The sequence below is a fragment of the Fibrella rubiginis genome, assembly GCF_017353185.1.
GTDB lineage: Bacteria > Bacteroidota > Bacteroidia > Cytophagales > Spirosomataceae > Fibrella > Fibrella rubiginis.
In genome coordinates, this window is record NZ_JAFMYV010000001.1 from 436,792 (window position 1) to 454,258 (window position 17,467).

At 54.4% G+C, this 17,467-nt stretch carries 10 protein-coding genes; 5 read left to right on the forward strand and 5 right to left on the reverse strand.

Going from position 1 to position 17,467, the window contains the following annotated elements; all coding sequences use genetic code 11:
* Window positions 1-17: 17 nt before the first annotated feature.
* Entirely contained in the window at window positions 18-1,040 is a 1,023-nt protein-coding gene (locus J2I47_RS01745) for a hypothetical protein (protein ID WP_207362822.1), read from the forward strand.
* Here the strand turns inward: J2I47_RS01745 and J2I47_RS01750 are convergent.
* Together J2I47_RS01750 and hisG are read right to left on the reverse strand one after the other, a co-directional pair.
* A complete protein-coding gene (locus J2I47_RS01750) occupies window positions 959-1,750 on the reverse strand; it encodes a porin family protein (protein ID WP_207362823.1) in 792 nt (263 codons plus the stop codon). The genes J2I47_RS01745 and J2I47_RS01750 overlap by 82 nt on opposite strands.
* A gap of 110 nt (window positions 1,751-1,860) precedes the next feature.
* Window positions 1,861-2,721, reverse strand: a complete 861-nt coding sequence (hisG, locus tag J2I47_RS01755) for an ATP phosphoribosyltransferase (protein WP_207362824.1) — start codon at window positions 2,719-2,721, stop codon at window positions 1,861-1,863.
* Between the two features lie 247 nt (window positions 2,722-2,968).
* Between hisG and J2I47_RS01760 the strand changes: the two genes are divergently transcribed.
* From J2I47_RS01760 to J2I47_RS01770, 3 genes are all read left to right on the forward strand, one after another.
* The gene (locus J2I47_RS01760; RefSeq protein ID WP_207362825.1) at window positions 2,969-7,261 is read left to right on the forward strand and encodes a T9SS type A sorting domain-containing protein; all 4,293 of its coding nucleotides are present in this window, start codon (window positions 2,969-2,971) and stop codon (window positions 7,259-7,261) included.
* Between the two features lie 164 nt (window positions 7,262-7,425).
* Entirely contained in the window at window positions 7,426-11,718 is a 4,293-nt protein-coding gene (locus tag J2I47_RS01765) for a T9SS type A sorting domain-containing protein (RefSeq protein ID WP_207362826.1), read from the forward strand.
* Between the two features lie 382 nt (window positions 11,719-12,100).
* Window positions 12,101-13,396, forward strand: a complete 1,296-nt coding sequence (locus J2I47_RS01770) for a T9SS type A sorting domain-containing protein (RefSeq protein WP_207362827.1) — start codon at window positions 12,101-12,103, stop codon at window positions 13,394-13,396.
* A gap of 91 nt (window positions 13,397-13,487) precedes the next feature.
* Here J2I47_RS01770 and J2I47_RS01775 read toward each other — a convergent pair whose 3' ends face one another.
* From J2I47_RS01775 to J2I47_RS01785, 3 genes are all read right to left on the reverse strand, one after another.
* The gene (locus tag J2I47_RS01775) at window positions 13,488-14,279 is read right to left on the reverse strand and encodes an MBL fold metallo-hydrolase (RefSeq protein WP_207362828.1); all 792 of its coding nucleotides are present in this window, start codon (window positions 14,277-14,279) and stop codon (window positions 13,488-13,490) included.
* A gap of 7 nt (window positions 14,280-14,286) precedes the next feature.
* On the reverse strand, window positions 14,287-14,625 hold the full coding sequence (locus J2I47_RS01780; protein WP_207362829.1) for a cupin domain-containing protein: 339 nt from the start codon (window positions 14,623-14,625) through the stop codon (window positions 14,287-14,289).
* 91 nt (window positions 14,626-14,716) lie between these two features.
* Entirely contained in the window at window positions 14,717-15,448 is a 732-nt protein-coding gene (locus J2I47_RS01785) for a helix-turn-helix domain-containing protein (protein ID WP_207362830.1), read from the reverse strand.
* A gap of 254 nt (window positions 15,449-15,702) precedes the next feature.
* Here J2I47_RS01785 and J2I47_RS01790 point away from each other — a divergent pair, with 254 nt between their 5' ends.
* Window positions 15,703-17,409: a DEAD/DEAH box helicase gene (locus J2I47_RS01790; RefSeq protein WP_310587607.1), complete on the forward strand. Its 1,707-nt coding sequence runs from the start codon at window positions 15,703-15,705 to the stop codon at window positions 17,407-17,409.
* Window positions 17,410-17,467: the final 58 nt, after the last annotated feature.

The window sequence follows — 17,467 nt, forward strand, 5'->3', positions numbered from 1 at the left end:
CCCTTCCGCGCCTTGTCATGCCCCTCATTTCACGCAAAAAGCTCGTTTACCCCATCCGGCAGCCCCTGCGCGATTACCTGGCGCACTATAACCGAGAGCACAAACTGCCCATCCAGTACCGCGATTTGCTGCGCTACGACAACTCGGCGTCGCTGTTCGATAAGCGCAACCGCGACACGCTCTGGGAGACGGTTTATTTTCCCGCGTCGGAGGCCAACGACATGCTGCTGGGGTTGAAACAGATTTACGCCATCCTGAAAGCCGATGGCGATATGTCGGTGACGGGCCACCTCACCATTGATCGGGTAGACCTGTGCAGCTATGGCAATACCCAACCGTTTCGGGTGCGGGTCCGAAACTTGGTCAACGATAACTTTGACTATTTCTACATCAAAAACGCCGATGCCTCGCGGGTGTATGGCCTTGAATTAGAGCATATTCTGTCGCCAAATCGCATCAGCTACCTTACCAGCGGACAGACCCTGATCGAAGAGCACATTGCGGGTATTCCGGGCGACATGTTTTTCGAGCAGCAAATGAATGATGCCGACCGCAACCCGGTGCGGCTTTGCAAGGAGTTTGTCAAGTTCAACGAACGCTGCTTTGTGCGCCTGTTGGGGGATATGCATTCGAGCAATTTTGTGGTCGACGTGACGCCCGATTTCGACGAGGTGTATTACCGAATCCGGGCCATTGATTTTGATCAGCAGTCGTACGAAGGGCGCAAATCGGTGTATATGCCGCAGTATTACCGGCAAAATGGGCCAATGATCAGGCTGGGAACGGAGTATCTGACGCCCGAAAGTGTACGGCAGTACCAGATTGAGGAACGATCCTTAATGGCGGGACGACTACGGGTAGAGCAAACCCGTATCGGCGACCTGATGGCGGCCATGCGCTTCGACACCATTGCCCCTGACGGTCACGTGCGTCAGCTTGCCGAGGCCCTTGATCGCCATTACCAAACCCGCTTATTCGACACCAGCCGCAGCATGGGCGACCTGGTCTGGCGCAGCCTGGAACTGCTGGCGGGGCATTGAGCAGGACTGTTGCTATTTGTCGTAGTAGATAGGCGCTTCGTCTCGCTTCCGGCCCCCACCAAAAAGCCTGCCGAAAAACCGATGGTGCGGTTACGAATGTCAGTCGACACAATGAAACTGGTTGTGTTGGCTAAACCCTCGTTTAGGTTAAGCGTAAAGTTGCATTTGCCCACTTCAATGCCAGCCAGGGCGCTGACACCATAATCGTACCGTCGAAACTGCGTTCCTGTGCCCTTCGGGCCATAGGTGATAGCTACTTCAAAGTTTTGGTATAAGACGTCGCGTAGCATAGTACCGCCTACCCCGATCGCTCCATAAGGTCCAGCCCCTACCAGCAATTTAAAGCGTGGTGTGACTGGGAAGCGGTAGACCAGCAGCGCGGGTAGCTGAAGATACAGCGGACGAAACACCGTGTTGTTTGCCGCAAAAACCACCCCCGTGGTGCCGTAACTCACTGTGCCTGCGAAAGTGCTGCCCTTACTGCTTAACAGCAACGACGGCTGTATAGCCCACGATGTTGACAATGGCCACTCCAGTACAACGCCCACATCATAGCCAATACGGGTACCAAACGATGTGCCGGTTTGAACGGTCGGGTAGGTTAAAAAGCAGTTTTGAACACTGGCTCTGATGCCAAAACGGGGTTGGGCCGACAAGCTCAGGCTGACCAATAGGCCAGTTAACAGGCTATATAGTAAACTGATTTTCATGATAGGCAGTTACTTACCATTTGTCCGCTAAGTAATGACAAAAACGGATAGGTGCTGTACCAGTCAATCACTTATCGATTGCCTACCGAAGCAAGTCGTCTAACCGTTTTTTAGTTAATCATTTTCTCAATAGGTACGACCAGGATGCCTTCGGCCCCGGCGGCGCGGATGGCTTCGATGTTTTCCCAGAACGCGTTCTCGTTGATGACCGAATGTACCGAACTCCAGCCCTCGGTGGCCAGGGGCGTTACGGTGGGAGCCTTCATGCCCGGCAGGAGTTTGGCAATAGCCGGAATAGCTGTATTGGGGGCGTTCAGTACAATGTATTTGTTGTTTTTGGCCGCCTGCACCGCGTTGATACGAAACAGCAACTGATCCAATAACGCCTGTTTATCCGATGACAAACTGGCGTGGGCAATCATCACGGCCTCAGACCGAAAAATGGTTTCCACTTCTTTCAACCCGTTGCTCATCAGCGTACTTCCCGACGATACAATGTCGCAGACAGCTTCGGCCAGGCCAATGCTCGGTGCAATCTCTACCGACCCGCTGATCTCGTGGATATGAGCTTGTACACCCTCACCGGTTAGGTATTTGCCCAGCAGGTTGGGGTAGGAGGTGGCGATGTTTTTGCCCTGCAAATCACTGATGCCGTTATAGACGTCGCCGCGCGGTATGGCAATGGATAAGCGGCATTTCGAGAAGCCCAGTTTATGCACCGTAGTCACCTGCCGCCCGGTTTCGACGGACACGTTTTCGCCGACAATGCCGAGGTCGGCCACGCCATCTTCTACATAGCCCGGAATATCATCGTCGCGCAGGAAAAGAAATTCGGCGGGGAAGTTAGACGAAACGGATTTGAGCTTGCCCGTGCCGTAGTCGAACCGGATGCCACAGGCCTTAAACAACTGATATGAATCTTCGCTGAGGCGTCCCGATTTCTGGAGCGCAATGCGAATGGATGATGCCATGGTGTTAATTTTTGAGGGGGCAAAGATAGGGGAAGAAGCTGCAGGAAGGGAGCAATTTGCCGTTGCAGAAAGGCAAAGAGCCTGCCTTGATGAATAAAGTACCCTTTTTTATAGTAGCTATGCACTAAGAAATGTTGTTTTTTTTATATTTCGTGATCGCTTTATTTCTACTTTAACCCGACAAATTCAGCACGCTATTTGTAGCTATTTGCTAGTGTGATAGTCTACTCACGTCACTTCTCCCTGTATGAAAAACGCCTACTCCTCACTTTTGTGCCTGTTCTGTTTACTACTGTCGGTGGCAGGATGGGCCCAGTCTATTTCACTGACAAATGCCCCGTCAGGTGCCTATTGTGGTGGCGCGGCCGTTAGCATCTCATTTACCACAACGGGGACGTTTGGACCAGGAAACGTCTTTAAGGTGCAGCTGTCAGCCGATAAAGGAGCTAACTATATCGATTTGCCAGAATCGTCGGCGAGTAGCCCGGTGTTGGTTACGCTACCGGCGGCGGTTACAGGGGCTGGCGGCTACGTGTACCGGGTGGTAGCCAGCCAGCCGCAGGTAGTCAGTAACCCCAGCGATGTGTTTAAGCTTGTTTCACTGCCATCGGCTCAACTGACAGGCAGTTCACTGACTGGCCCAATCAATCCCTATTCGGCAATTAATTTACAGATGACACTCACGGGTGGTGGTCCCTATACCGTCACGCTGCAAGACAGTACCCAGTTTATCAAGCCAGAGGACGATGTCTCGGTTACACTTCCGGTACGACCAGCTCAGTCAACTACCTACCGGCTGGCCAGTGTGCGTAATGCCTGCGGCACGGGGCCGGTGAGTGGTAGCGTGGCAGTGGCCGTAAATACAGTGGGCTTCAATCTTCAGGTACGTCCCAGTGAGATGTTTTGCCTTGGTTCAACAGTACCCATTTACTTTACAACCAGTGGTCCGCTGCCCGCTAACACCGTTTTTGAGGCTGAACTGATCAACGAACGGGACAATAACAGCATTACCAAGTTGCCCGTCACTGGCTCGTCGAGTCCCCTACAGATAACCCTGCCTGCGGAGTCGCCTGGCCCGCTTCCGTATGGATATCAACTGCGGATTTTCTCTCGGACGGCTGGGGTGTCGGGCTACTATAACCCGGCCCTGGGTGTCTACCTGACTTATCCGGCACGCATTGCCATGCCTCAGTCGGTTAGCTTTGCACCGGGCGTGACCAGCGTGGCTGCTCCAATAAGCTATACGGGTTTGGAGGGTGGAAGCGCGCTGTTGAGTAATGGAGAAACAGTTTGGCTCTCTAACACATACCCTTCGTTTCGAGTAGACGCCAACAGCCCAATCACGTCTTATAGTCTTGTGTCCTACACAGGGGCTTGTAGCCAAAGCGCCCGTTTTATTAATCGTGTAACTAGGGTCATAAAGCCGTCTATGCTGGCGGATTCTCTTTCCACAAAAATGGTATGCGCAGGGCAGCCTGTTACGCTTTATTATAGCACCAAACCGGGCTATAGGGTGCCAGACCAGTTGTCGGTCCGGTTGAAGAGTTGGTACGAGTCAGACCCCGGAGTGGTGGCCGAGGTGACCGCCACCAAAGCCGGTCAAGTAACGTTTGTACCTCCTCCAACGATGGTGGCCAGATCAGGTATAGTTATTGAATTGAGAGACGCTGCAGTTGACACACTATTAATGATGTTCAGGTCGAATTTGGTAATCAATACAGTTCCTCAACTTATGTTCTCGAAGCCGTTGCAAACGGCTTCCGCACCTGGTGATCAATTTCTGGAGATTCAAGCATTTGGTGGTGGCACAATGACAATCGCGTTAAGCGACGGGACAAAATCGATAATACAAGGAGGTTACTTTAACAATGCCGGCAATTTTCTGCGGGTGTATACGGCCAGCACAACAAGCTACTCAACAGTGTCAGTTAGCAATGCTTGTGGTACAATGCCCTTGTCTGCTTCCACAACAGTTGCGTTTCGAAATGCCACTACGACCTCTCCAGCCCTATACATAAGCCCAAACAACCGAGGACAGTCTTATTTCTGTCCAGGTGCCCAGGAATGGTTGAATATTACCTCCAGTGGCACGTTTGCCGACGATAACCAATTTCAGATCGAGTTGGGAGATCAAACAATCGGCTCATCGTGGACTGTTATTCAATCGTTTTCAAAAGCAGAAAGCAGGCTATTTACCCTACCCAGTACGCCTGGGAAGTACTTGGTGCGGGTGTCGAGTACAAACCCTGTTATTCGTAGCGCGCAGGGATATTACAGCATCAGCACACCTTCGCCACTGGTTGCCGCATCGGTACAGTCTGCCAGCGGTATATTGAAGAGTGTAAACAGCCAGCCTATATCAATAACATTAGGGCCTGACGAATACCTATCTGCTGTCTATTCAATCGAAGGACGGGCACCAGCCCGGTTCGACTTTTCAGATGGTGTATCGGTGGACCCGTCTGAGGCTACCAGCATTTATGCTCGTGCGGACCGATACTTCCAGCCTAAAACGACAAACACTTATGCGGTCAAACAAGTGACAGACTTGTGTGGTGTGTCAACGACAGCCGTGGGGGGGCAGGTCAACCTTACTGTCCGGCCATTGCGTCTGCTCACCTACCGGGCTGGCGACGCCTGCGTGGGGTCGCCGGTTCGGGTAGAGTTTGTCGCATCGGGATACCAGCCAGCCAGCGTGTCGTACGTAGTGCAGGCTACTGTGAATGGTCAGAGTAACTGGCAGACATTACCCACGTCAGGTACGGCTAGCCCGCTGACTACCTACTTCCCGGCTAGCATGGCTGGCAAGCAGGTGAACTGCCGGGTAGCCTATCTGCTGGATGGCGAGTGGATTCCGGCCACTTATACAACTCAGCTTAAAGTTAGTGCGCTGCCAAGCGTGACGTTGACCGGGCCAAACAATACAACCGTTGTTGAACTCGACCGAAGTAGCGCTGCCAGAGCTGAATTGAAATTATCGGATGCTCTAACTACCGGTACAACGATTCTTGTCTACGGGTCAACAAGCCAGATCATAAACACGTCTACCACCAGCCAGTCGCTGTTTGTGAGCCAGCCGGGCACCTACAGCCTTGCCGGTACCTACAATGAGTGCGGCTATGGAACCGTACAGGGCGTGGTTCGGGTAATAGAAAAGCCTTATCTGGCCGCATCAACGCTGAGCAAAACCAGTGGTTGCACGGGCGAATCGACCTCGTTGTCTTACGCGCTGGGTGGAGCCTACGACCCTGATAACATAGTCTCTATCTACTTAGTCAATACCGACAATCCTACCGATAGAACCCTACTGACCGAAACTACCACGCTGAACGGGGGGTACTCACTAACCCTGAACCCCGCCCTGCGCGCCGGCAACTATACCGTTCAGTACGTAACGTCGGCACCCGCAAGAACCTTTGTTGGTTCGGTGCTCACGGTACGCACCCCGGTTAGTGTGTCGCTGATGTCGGGAACAAAAGCCGTTTATGCCACCGATTCACCCAGCCTGGCCATCACAACATCAGGCAACACAGGACCGTATACCCTAACGCTGGCTACACCCACAAACCAGGTCGTGCTGACGGGTGAATTCACCAACGCCGTTCCGCTGGCCACGTGGCAGCCGGGTAGCTACTCTGTCGTAGGGGTGTCGAGTCAGTGCGGGGTGGGTAAGGCAACCGGTACGGTATCGTTGGTGGCTATCCCAGTGGGCGACGTTACCATCCGGCCCGTTGCCAGCAGCCGGTTCTATTGCTATGATAAACAGTATGTCATTAACCTAAATACGACAGGCGCTTTTAACCCCTCTAACGTCTTCACGGCCTACCTGGCTGATTCTACGGGTGGCAATCAGGTGGCACTGCCCACGGTATATGGTCCCAACCAACTCACGGTTACGGTGCCGGCCAGTTTGCGCACTGGCGACAGATACACGTTACGGGTAGGGTCTAGCAGCCCCGAACACCTGGGTGCGTCGCTGATGCAGAATCTCAGTGTCCAGCCGTCGCCGACGGCCCTCATTACGGGTGCTACTTCGGTCTACAAAGGTGATTCGGCGCGGGTATCGATAGCGCTGACGGGTACCGCACCCTGGCAGTTAACCATCGCCGACAAGGCTGGCCCCCGTAGCTATACCGCCGCTACCTCGCCTTATGTGTTGACCGTACGGCCCGATACTACCACCAGTTACCGCCTGACGGAAGTACGCAACGCCCAGTGCGGGGTGGGTACGGCTACGGGTACCGCCCAGATCAGCGTATCGCCGCTGTTGGCTACCGAACCGGTGTTGTCGCTGACGGTGCGGGTTTGGCCCAACCCCACGGCGGGCGTGCTACAGCTTGAAGGCCAGATGCCGGGTCGGGGCGAGGTAGCCGTTGGCCTGCATACCGTGACGGGTTCGCTGGTGCATCAGTCGGTCGGCGAGGTGCGGCAGGGTCTGTTGCAACACCGCATCGACCTCAGCGGCTTGCCTACGGGTCTATACATCCTCACAACTGAGCAGGAAGGACGGCGCAGCCAGTTCAAAGTGCTGAAACAGTAATAGCCTGCCTGATTCGCCTGTTAATCCGTGATGACGATCATTTTCGAATGATCGTCATCACGGATTTTTGCTTATTTTATGTGGCTGGTTGCTCATTACTCACAACCCGTGCCACAAAAAAATTGCCGGGATTACTTTTCGCTTTGCCTTGATAGCTCTTCTTTATGAAAAAACGCTACTCATTTTTCGTACTGTTGATTAGCCTGCTGCTGCCTTTTTCGGGTTGGACACAAACGATTGGCTATCCCGTTGTGCCCGCCGGTAACCCATGTGCGGGATCAGTTATTAGCGTGTCCTTTACCACGTCAGGCTCGTTTGCCACCGACAATACGTTCAGGGCGCAATTATCGAGTGACTACGGCAACAGCTTCATCGACCTGCCGGGATCGTTTGTGAGCAGCCCTGCTTCTGTAACCTTGCCCGCTTCGCTCAACACCATCAATAGCTACGTGATTCGGATAGTGGCTCAAAAGCCATTGGTGTTCAGCTCCAGCAGCAGTTCATTTATGGCAAACCGTACCCCAACGGCGCAACTCACGGGTAGTTCGACAGAGGGCGAACCCGTAAACCCCTACACACCTGTTAACCTGCGGGTGTCTCTTTCAGGCGGAGGCAGTTATACGCTTACCTTACAGGATAGCACCCGAATTGTTAACTATGATGTCTACAGCAGCAGTTTCGCCATACCGGTGGCACCGGCCCGCACAACCACCTATCGCCTGGCGCGTGTGCAGAACAGCTGCGGCACCGGTCCGGCAAGCGGGAGCGCAATAGTTAGTGTTAACCCGGTAGGATTCAGGCTATTGTCGACCAACGGCGAAGCGGTATGCTATGGTAAGCAGTTGCCGGTCTACTACTCCGCCGACGGTCCATTACCACCCAACACCACCTTTGAGGGTGAACTGGTGGGGCTGTCCTCTACTGATCAGACTATACCGGTAAAAGTGAGCGGTACGGCAAGTCCATTGCTGGTCACGTTGCCAACGCCACTAGAGACAAACCCGGCGGCTAGTTATCGACTGCGCATTTTTTCGCGGTCCGCCGGTTTGTCGGCCTGGTATCGGGACCGGTCTTTATTCACGTTTGACGCCCCGCCCCGGCTGTCGCTGACGGGACCCGGTGGTGTTCCGTTCGGCGGACAGGCCACCCTTACCCTTAGTGCAACCAGTTTGTCGGGGGGTGACGTGTTGCTCAGCGATGGTCAGGTGGTTTCGGTTTTTGGTAATCGCGGTGGCTATGGTACCCAGGCGCTCGTAACGGTAAAGCCCGGTGTCACAACGTCATACAGCATTGTGTCATTTGCGGGTGCCTGCGCCGATGGTATCAGCTACGACAGTCGTGCCGCAAGGGTGCAGGTGGGACCGGGCCTCCGGATTGACTCACTTTCAACGAGCGAGGTGTGCGCCGGACAACCCGTAACGCTCTACTACACTGCCTCGCCAGGGTATTCGCCGCCGTCTAATCTACAGGTACGATTTGACAATGGTAGCCCAGCCGACGTTGTTGCCACTAAACCCGGTCAGCTTGTGTTTACGTCACCGGTGTCGACCACGCCCGTTCAAAGTCAGGAAATACGGCTGACGTTTAAAGACCGGGCTGATTCAGTGCTGTCTAAAGCCGCATTGCCATTAAGGATAAAAACAAAGGCCTCATTTTCGTTTTCGTATCCAACATATCTCCAGTCTTCTCCGGGTTATAATTCGCTGGGTTACACCATCACGGGCGGTGGGAACACCACCGTGCTGCTGAACACCGGCGTACGATTATCACTGATGGATCGCGATTTCTCAGGGCCGATTTTATCCATGGGTGGCTCTATTGAGGTCATCGTTGCGGGTACAACCACGTTTTCGGTGGCGTCGGTAAGCAATGAATGCGGTGGGATTGCTTCCGACAAAACAACCACCGTCACCGTGCAAAACAGTGGCGTGCTGTCCACCGGAGTTACGCTTCGGTCGGCCAGCACAGTGGGCAATACCATATACACGTCCTGCCCTGGGGCGCAGGTATGGCTCAACGCAACGCCTACAGGCACGTTTGGCCCCAACAACCAGTTCAGGCTTGAGCTATCTGACGGACTAGGCACATTCATCACCACGCCGCTGATGTCGTTGACAAAAACGGAGCCGATTTCGCTGACATTGCCCACGCAAAACGGTTACTACCGGGTGCGGGTGGCCACCACCGACCCGGTGACCCGCAGTACTGAAATCACCTATTATGTCGATTATGCGCCGCTCAGTGCCGGCGTTACCCTGCAGGCCCCCAGCGGTATCTCCACCGCCGGATCGTCAGTAACAGTGGTGGCGGGGCAGACAGTAAAGGCCCTGTACACGATTCTGGGGCGAGGTCCGTTTACTTACGAACTGGCCGACGGTAGGCGGGGCATACTCAGAAACAACACCATACAAACCACCTATCAGCCTACTGTCAATACCACCTACGCCATAAAACGCGTGACCGATGGTTGTGGCCTGTCTACAACCAGCACGTCCAGCCAGCAGGTTAATGTGGTAGCAACGCTGCTCACAACCGGAAACGCGGGTATATCGGCCTGTGTACAAACGCCGTTGCTGGTGCCCTTTAAGCATGTGGGTAACGTTCCCACCAGTGTATCGTATGTGGTGCAGGTGTCCGACGATCAGCTTACGTGGACAACGTTACCCACCTCGGGGCTGGTTAGTCCGCTGACCGCTACACTCTCCCCATCGCTGGCCAATAAAAGCGTCTATTATCGGGTGGCCTATCAGGACAACGGGCTGGTGGCAGGCCTTGCAGCACCAACCAAATTACTGATCAGATCGACTCCCACGGTAGCCTTAACCGGCCCTAATAACGCCTCGGTTGTGCAACTGGACCGGTCGCTGAGCACTACTGTTCAACTGAACGTAACCGATCCATATACCGAGGCGTCGGTGGTGGTGTCGAATGGGAAAACGGTTTATCCGGTGTCAATTTTTGGGCCGGGCGGAGCCGTTTTTGTTACTCAGCCAGGTACGTTCAGCATTGTGAGTGCATACAACACCTGCGGTTATGGCACGGGCCAGGGCAGCGTCACGATCTCTGAAAAGCCTTATCTGGCACAACTCCGCCTGAGCAAATACCAGGCCTGTGTAGGTGAAGCGGTATCGTTCACCTACGTTGCCGCCGGTGACTATGAGGCTGGCAACAAGTTGTCATTTGCCCTTGTGCCGAGTGGAATAATGTCTGGTTCTGCGGTGGCACTGGGGGAGTCGACGGCGCTGAGCGGGGTGGTTTCTTTCTCGTTAAATCCGGCGTTACAGGCTGGTTCATACTACGTCCGGGTAGAAACGTCGGCACCGAAGACCACCCTCTACGGCTTCACGCTGGATGTTGATGGCCCCATCAGTGCTACGCTGTTATCAGGTACACGCGTGGTTTACGCCAACGATCCGTCCTTTATTCGTGTGGTCGGCTCCAACGCACGCCCCTATTCATTGACCCTGGCGGGCCCTGGCAGCCAGTCGGTTATTGCGGCCTTTTCAGGGCTGACAGACATACCCGTGACACTGACCCAGTCGGGCAGCTACTCTATTGTGGGTGTTTCCAACGTGTGCGGCCCGGGGCGGGCTACGGGTAGTGCGTCGTTTTCGGTACTGCCCGACGCCAGCGTTACCATCCGTCCCGAACTTTTCGGTGGTCCTTATTGCACAGGAAGACAGTATATAGTTTACCTGCGTACGACGGGGGTGTTTAGCACAACCAATGCCTTCACTGCCTACCTGTTCGATTCAACAGGCAGCAGTCAGCAGGTGCTCCCCACGCTTAGCAGCCCAACCCAAATCACCGTCACGATTCTGGCTACTCTGCCGGTGGGCGACCGGTATGTGTTGCGCGTAGGGTCGTCTGCTCCGGCTCATCTGGGTGCTTCGCTTTTTCAACCGGTTAGTATCAGGCAGTCGCCAACGGGAACGCTCAGCGGTAACTCGTCCATTTTTAAGGGTGATTCTACTAAAATTAGCGTGGCCCTGACCGGCACACCTCCCTGGCAACTGACCATCACCGATTTGTTTGGTCCCCGCGTTTTTACCACCACTAAATCGCCGTTTGAACTGATCGTAAAACCCGATGCTGACATTGGCTATCGGCTTACAGACGTACGCGACAGCCAGTGTGGTGCGGGCACGGCCACTGGCACCGCACTGGTTACGGTCGCTGTCTTACTATCCACCGAACCCGCCCTACCGCTGACGGTGCGGGTATTTCCTAACCCCACTAGTGCTGGTTTGCAAATTGAGGGCGACTGGCCTACGGGCAGCCCGGTGGCCTTTGTGCTCACCACTGCCACGGGCCGACAGGTGCATGAGTCAGTCAATACCCCAGCCGGGGGGCGGTTGAGCCACCGCATCGACCTGAGCGGGCAACCCACGGGGGTCTACATCCTCACCGCCGAAGCCGACGGGCGGCGCAGTCAGTTCAAGGTGTTGAAACAGTAAGGGAAAGAAGGGAAGAATACGTCGGACAACCCTCTGCCTGACACAATTAATTTTGCTTATCTATGTGTTCCTAGTCGCTTTATTCATTACCATGAAAAACTACTATTTGCTGGTAGTACTGTTTGTTTTACGGCCATTGCTTGGCTACGCACAATCGATTCAACCCAGGTCAGCCCCTACACTGTTTAACGGCAATACGGCAAAACAACGACAGATTGCCCGGCTGGCAGTTAAGCCGGATTTAACCTATTTTTTCACGCGAGAAACAACCTACTGCTTGAGCGAACCGGTGTCGGTTTCTTATACAGCGACAGGTGATTTCGATGCTACTAACAAACTGTCGTTCTACGTGTTTGACCCGAACGCTAAGTCGCCTAACAAAATGCTAGTCCAAGAAACCGCTGTGCTAAGTGGTTCATTTTCTTTCTCGCTCAGTGCTGCTCCGGTTGCTGGGGCGTACATGCTCGAATGCCGGGCATCAGCACCCGCGCTCACGTTCAGTCAGGCACCCATTTTTTACGTACAAAAGCCGGTTAGCCTAAGCCTTGCGCCGGTATCAAAAGCGATCTATAAAAACTACTATAATCAGTTGATACTAAGCTCTACGGCCGGCGGAACGTTTTCTTATAAAATGGCCACACCAAGTGGTGTTCAGACTAATTCCGTTACGATGCCCTTTGGTGGAACTACTAATAAAATTCTTGTACCTATTACTGAATCAGGTAGTTATTCGCTGGTTGATGCCTCAAGTCGGTGTGGGCCGGGACACGTGTCGGGAGTAGCGTCGGTGACAATTTTGCCTCAGTCGGAGGCAATAATTTTCCCTCGAATGCCCAACACATTAGATGGCGCCTACTGTACGGGCCAATCTTATCTGGTTAGTATGCAGACAGTTGGGTCATTTAGGTCCGATAATGTCTTTACCGCCTACATCGCCGACTCAGTGGGCCGTGTTTTTCGATCACTGCCAATAGCGCCGAATAAGGAGTTCTCATCTGATGGTCTATACATATTTCTGCCCAATGACTTACCAGATGGCGACCGCTTTGTCTTTCGGGTTGGGTCAAGTAATCCTGCACATATGAGCGCTTCGCTCGTCGATCCAAGATCATCCGAGTCGGTAAATTTTATGGTCAGGCATGTACCGACGGCTACTCTTACAGGCACGTTGGCCATTTTTAAAGGCGATTCAGCCCGTGTATCAGTAGCCTTAACGGGTACGCCTCCCTGGCGAGTGACTTATCCTGGTCAGGTCGGGCCGTTGTCATACGGGATAGACCAAAGCCCTTATGTACTAGCAGTTAAGCCAGATACGACAATCCGCTTCCAGCTTACTTCTGTCTACAATCTTCAGTGTGGCCGTGGTACTGTCAGTGGCACCACCCAAATCATCGTTTCTGTCTTACTATCCACCGAACCCGCCCTGCCACTAACGGTGCGGGTATTTCCTAACCCCACTAGTGCTGGTTTGCAAATTGAGGGCGACTGGCCCACGGGCAGCCCGGTGGCCTTTGTGCTCACCACTGCCACGGGCCGACAGGTGCATGAGTCAGTCAATACCCCAGCCGGGGGGCGGTTGAGCCACCGCATCGACCTGAGCGGGCAACCCACGGGGGTCTACATCCTCACCGCCGAAGCCGACGGGCGGCGCAGTCAGTTTAAGGTATTGAAGCAGTAGGTGTTTGCTTGTAGCCCTCCCGCCTTCTCTCGACTTTCCCACTCCACATACCTTGCTCTGCCAAACCAAAGCCGGGCGTGTGGGATGTGCTTTACCTATATCTGTCCAGCGAGGTAAACAAGAGGGTTTTGGCGTGGTGGTCTATGTTCTGGTCATCGTAAAAGCCATGCATTGCGTCGAACGGAATGGTTTGCATGAGCGCCTTAATGCGCTGTACCTCAGCTATTGGTAGCGGAATTCGGTTGGGGTAGCTGTACATCACGGCTATGTGCCTTTTGCTGGGAGCAATGTAGAACGTATCGCCGCAGAGCAGCGTCCCATGGGCAGACAGAAATGGCACGTGCAGGATGCTGCTTTCCGGAAAATGACCTCCTACGTTGATGAGTTTTACGCCCGACCATAACGCGGTCTCTGCTCCCGACCATAACCGGACGCGGCCTAGTGGTCCATAGATCCACGGCTGATCATGCTCATGGATATAGATCGGACAATCGAACGTTTCGGCCCACTCATGCATGGTGGTGTAGTAGTGAGGATGAGAGAACGCGATAGCCCTGAGACCGCCATTGGCCCTGATAAATGCCACCGTTGGCTCATTGAGCAGGGCAATACAGTCCCAGAGGATGTTGCCTTCGGGTGTTTTCAGCAACAGGGCGCGTTGACCAATGGCAAACGTGGGTACCATTTTTAGCTCGTAGAGGTGCGCCTGCAATGGCCGAATAATTACGCTGTAATGCTTGTCTAACTCGCTCAGGCTGGTCCACGTTTGGCCTGTTTCGGGCACATACTGCCTGTCGTCGAGGCAGATGGGGCAACCCAGTTCGGGGGCGTGGTCGGGGCGGTATTGGGTGCCACAGGTGGTACAGATGGGAAACTGGTTCATGGGCTTATCAGAGGAGAATAACTTCTTCCGGCACGACAAACAGCAGGGTACAGCCCGTTTTTGAGTAGACGGCGTGCTTAGCACCGGGGGCGGTGAAAAGGTAATCGCCCACCCGGAGTTGTTCGGCCCCAAACCGTACCTCACCGTCCAGCACGAACACTTCTTCGCCCGCCGGGTGGCTGTGGTTGGGGTACGACGCTCCCGCCTCAAATTTCAGCAGAAAGGTGGTGGCGCGTTGGGTGGCCTCGTCGTAGCGAAGGCTTTTAACCGAGATGCGGGGTGTATTGGTATTGGCTTCGATAAGCGGTTGCCAGTTGAGTTGCTGGCTGCGCACAAGTTGGTTCATGGCGTTCCTGTTTTCATGATTAAGAATACCACAAAGGTCTTGTCTGTCAGTAGGCTGAGAAATAGACAATGCTGAGAAAAACATGCAACATCTACGGCCACAACCGGTTCTTATAGGCTTTCGGTGACGTATTGACCTGTTTTTTGAAAAAATTCGAGAAGTAAAAGGGATCGTTAAATCCGAGCTGATACGCCACCTCCTTCACCGATAGGTTTTCGTAGGTGAGCAGTCGTTTGGCCTCCGACACGATCAGGCCATAGATCACGTTCTGCGCCGTTTTACCCGTGTGCGTTTTGGCCAGTTCGGTTAGTTTTAGTTCGGTAGTGCCCAGTCGTTCGGCGCACTGCGCCAGCGTGTAGTGCTGCGCAATGTTGTTTCGTACGGTTTCCAGAAATTTGAGAAACAGCGCATCCGGCTTCCAGATAGCGTCGCCCCGTTGCACTTTGGCCCGGTTGATAGCTACCAGGATGAGCTTGATGCGGCTGTGAATAGCAATGAGATGCTGATAGGGCTGCCGTTGCAGCTCGTCCTGGATCGTAGCAAGCTGTTCATGAACAAATGGATTCTCGACAGGAATGACTTCGTTTTGGTCGAAATGGCAGAAGAGACCGTTATGAAAAATTAGCTCGATGTCGTTGTCGTCTTTGCAGAAAAAATCGAACGTAAAGTCAAGTACAAAGCCTTCCGCTTTGGTTAGGCTGCTGACCACATGTACCTGCCCCGACGTGATGGTGACAACTTGCCCTGCCCGGAGCGTAAACGTGCTTTCGTCGACAGTGAGGCCTAGTTCACCACCGGTGCAGTATATCAGCCTGTAGAGCATCAGACGCTGGGGGCGGCCCACGCCAGTTATCTCGCTTAGTGCCCTGATCGCTACCACGTCTGTTCAATCAATAATGTCCAAAGTCTGATGTCCAGCTTTCCGGCCAAAAATACACACGAAGCCGTAGCGTAGGGTATTGCCCGGCCTCGGTAAGCCACCGGAACGGCTTTTGGCTTACCTTTGTTTCATACTCAAGCGGTTAGCTGGCCGGGAAGAAAAGGTCAGCGTCCTATTCACTTTACCAAGCTGTTACCTTGACTTTTCAGGAATTTAGCCTCCACGACGACCTCCGGGCGGGTGTCGAGGCCATGAACTACAAACAGGCTACGCCCATTCAGGAGCAGGCCATCCCCCTCATTCAGGAAGGAAAAGACCTCATCGCCTGCGCCCAGACCGGCACCGGCAAAACGGCGGCGTTCCTTATTCCCCTGCTCGACAAAATTGCCCACGCCGAACACGACCACACCAGTACGCTGGTGCTGGTGCCCACGCGTGAGCTGGCCAAACAGATCGACGATCAGGTAGAGGGATTCAGCTACTTCGTGTCGGCCACGAGCATTGCCATCTACGGCGGTGGCAAAGGCGACGACTGGGACAAGCAGCGCAAAGCCCTCGAAACGGGGGCCGACATTATTATTGCCACGCCGGGTCGCCTCATCGCGCACATGCAGATGGGCTATGTCAACTTCGACAAGCTCAATTACCTGGTGCTCGACGAAGCCGACAAGATGCTCGACATGGGCTTCTCGGACGATATTCTGAAGATCGTGAAAACGATTCCGGCGAATCGGCAAACGCTCTTGTTTTCGGCTACGATGCCCGCCAAAATTCGGTCGTTTGCAGCGCAGATACTGAACCAGCCTGAGGAGATCCGGCTATCGGTGTCGAAGCCCGCGGCGGGGATTGATCAGCGGATCTATCTGGCCAAAGACCACCAGAAACTGCCCTTGCTGGAACACCTGATGGGTCAGATGGAGGTAGAAAGCATGGTACTGTTTACATCGCGCAAGTCGGAAGTGAACGCCATTGTGCGGGCACTGGCCAAACGCGGCTACGTAGCCAAGGGCGTTAGTTCAGACCTGGAGCAGGAAGAGCGCGAGGCTGTTCTGCGTGAATTCAAAAACAAGCAGCTCCAGATCGTAGTAGCCACCGACGTGCTCTCGCGGGGCATCGACGTCGATAACATTACCCACGTGGTAAACTACGACGTGCCGCGCGACGCCGAAGATTACGTACACCGTATTGGCCGCACGGCCCGCGCTAACAGTACCGGCATTGCCATCACGTTTGTGAATGAGGCCGACATGAACAAGCTGGGTCGGATTGAAAAACTCATCGAACGCAAGCTGGAACGGCTGTCTGTCACCGAAGAACTGGGCTTTGGTCCGGGTCCGGTGGCGGGCGAAAAGGACGAGCCGGGTCCGTTCAGCCGGGGTCGCGACAATGGCCGCAACGGCCGGGGTGGCCGCGACAGCCGGGGTGGTGGCCGTCGGGAAGGTGGCCGCGACGGAAGCCGGGATCGTCATGCACCACGCCCCGCGGTGGCAGTCGCTAATCCGGCGGCACGTGCGGAAACGGCTGAGGTTGCGGCGTTGCCCGACGGTGAGACCACTGTGGTTACGGACGGACAACCCACCGAGGCGGGCCGTGAAGGTCGCCGTCGGAATAATCGTCGCCGTGGTCGTGGTCCCCGTCCTGAAGGACAACTCGATAAGCCAACCGACGCCAACGGCGTTGCTCAGGCTTCGGCTGATGGTGAGGTGCAGGTGTTGCCCACTGGTCAGGCCCCAACCGAAGATGCTGCGACAAAAGCCCGCCGCAAGAAACGTCGCCGTAACCGTGGTCCACGCCCCGCTGGTGTAGAAACGGCCACTGCCGGTGTACCCGTTGACCATAGTGTTGAAGCACCACTGCCTGCCGTTGATCTGGCTCCCATCTCAACCTGGCGCGAAATTGATTGACCCGTCTAGTGGCGTATTGCTAACGCGGGATCAGCTACGCGTCAGCCCTACTGCCACC

Coding starts and splice junctions, on each gene's coding strand:
- J2I47_RS01745 (WP_207362822.1), top strand. CDS start 18: ATGCCCCTCATTTCACGCAAAAAGCTCGTTTACCCCATCCGGCAGCCC.
- J2I47_RS01750 (WP_207362823.1), bottom strand. CDS start 1,750: ATGAAAATCAGTTTACTATATAGCCTGTTAACTGGCCTATTGGTCAGC.
- hisG (WP_207362824.1), bottom strand. CDS start 2,721: ATGGCATCATCCATTCGCATTGCGCTCCAGAAATCGGGACGCCTCAGC.
- J2I47_RS01760 (WP_207362825.1), top strand. CDS start 2,969: ATGAAAAACGCCTACTCCTCACTTTTGTGCCTGTTCTGTTTACTACTG.
- J2I47_RS01765 (WP_207362826.1), top strand. CDS start 7,426: ATGAAAAAACGCTACTCATTTTTCGTACTGTTGATTAGCCTGCTGCTG.
- J2I47_RS01770 (WP_207362827.1), top strand. CDS start 12,101: ATGCTAGTCCAAGAAACCGCTGTGCTAAGTGGTTCATTTTCTTTCTCG.
- J2I47_RS01775 (WP_207362828.1), bottom strand. CDS start 14,279: ATGAACCAGTTTCCCATCTGTACCACCTGTGGCACCCAATACCGCCCC.
- J2I47_RS01780 (WP_207362829.1), bottom strand. CDS start 14,625: ATGAACCAACTTGTGCGCAGCCAGCAACTCAACTGGCAACCGCTTATC.
- J2I47_RS01785 (WP_207362830.1), bottom strand. CDS start 15,448: ATGCTCTACAGGCTGATATACTGCACCGGTGGTGAACTAGGCCTCACT.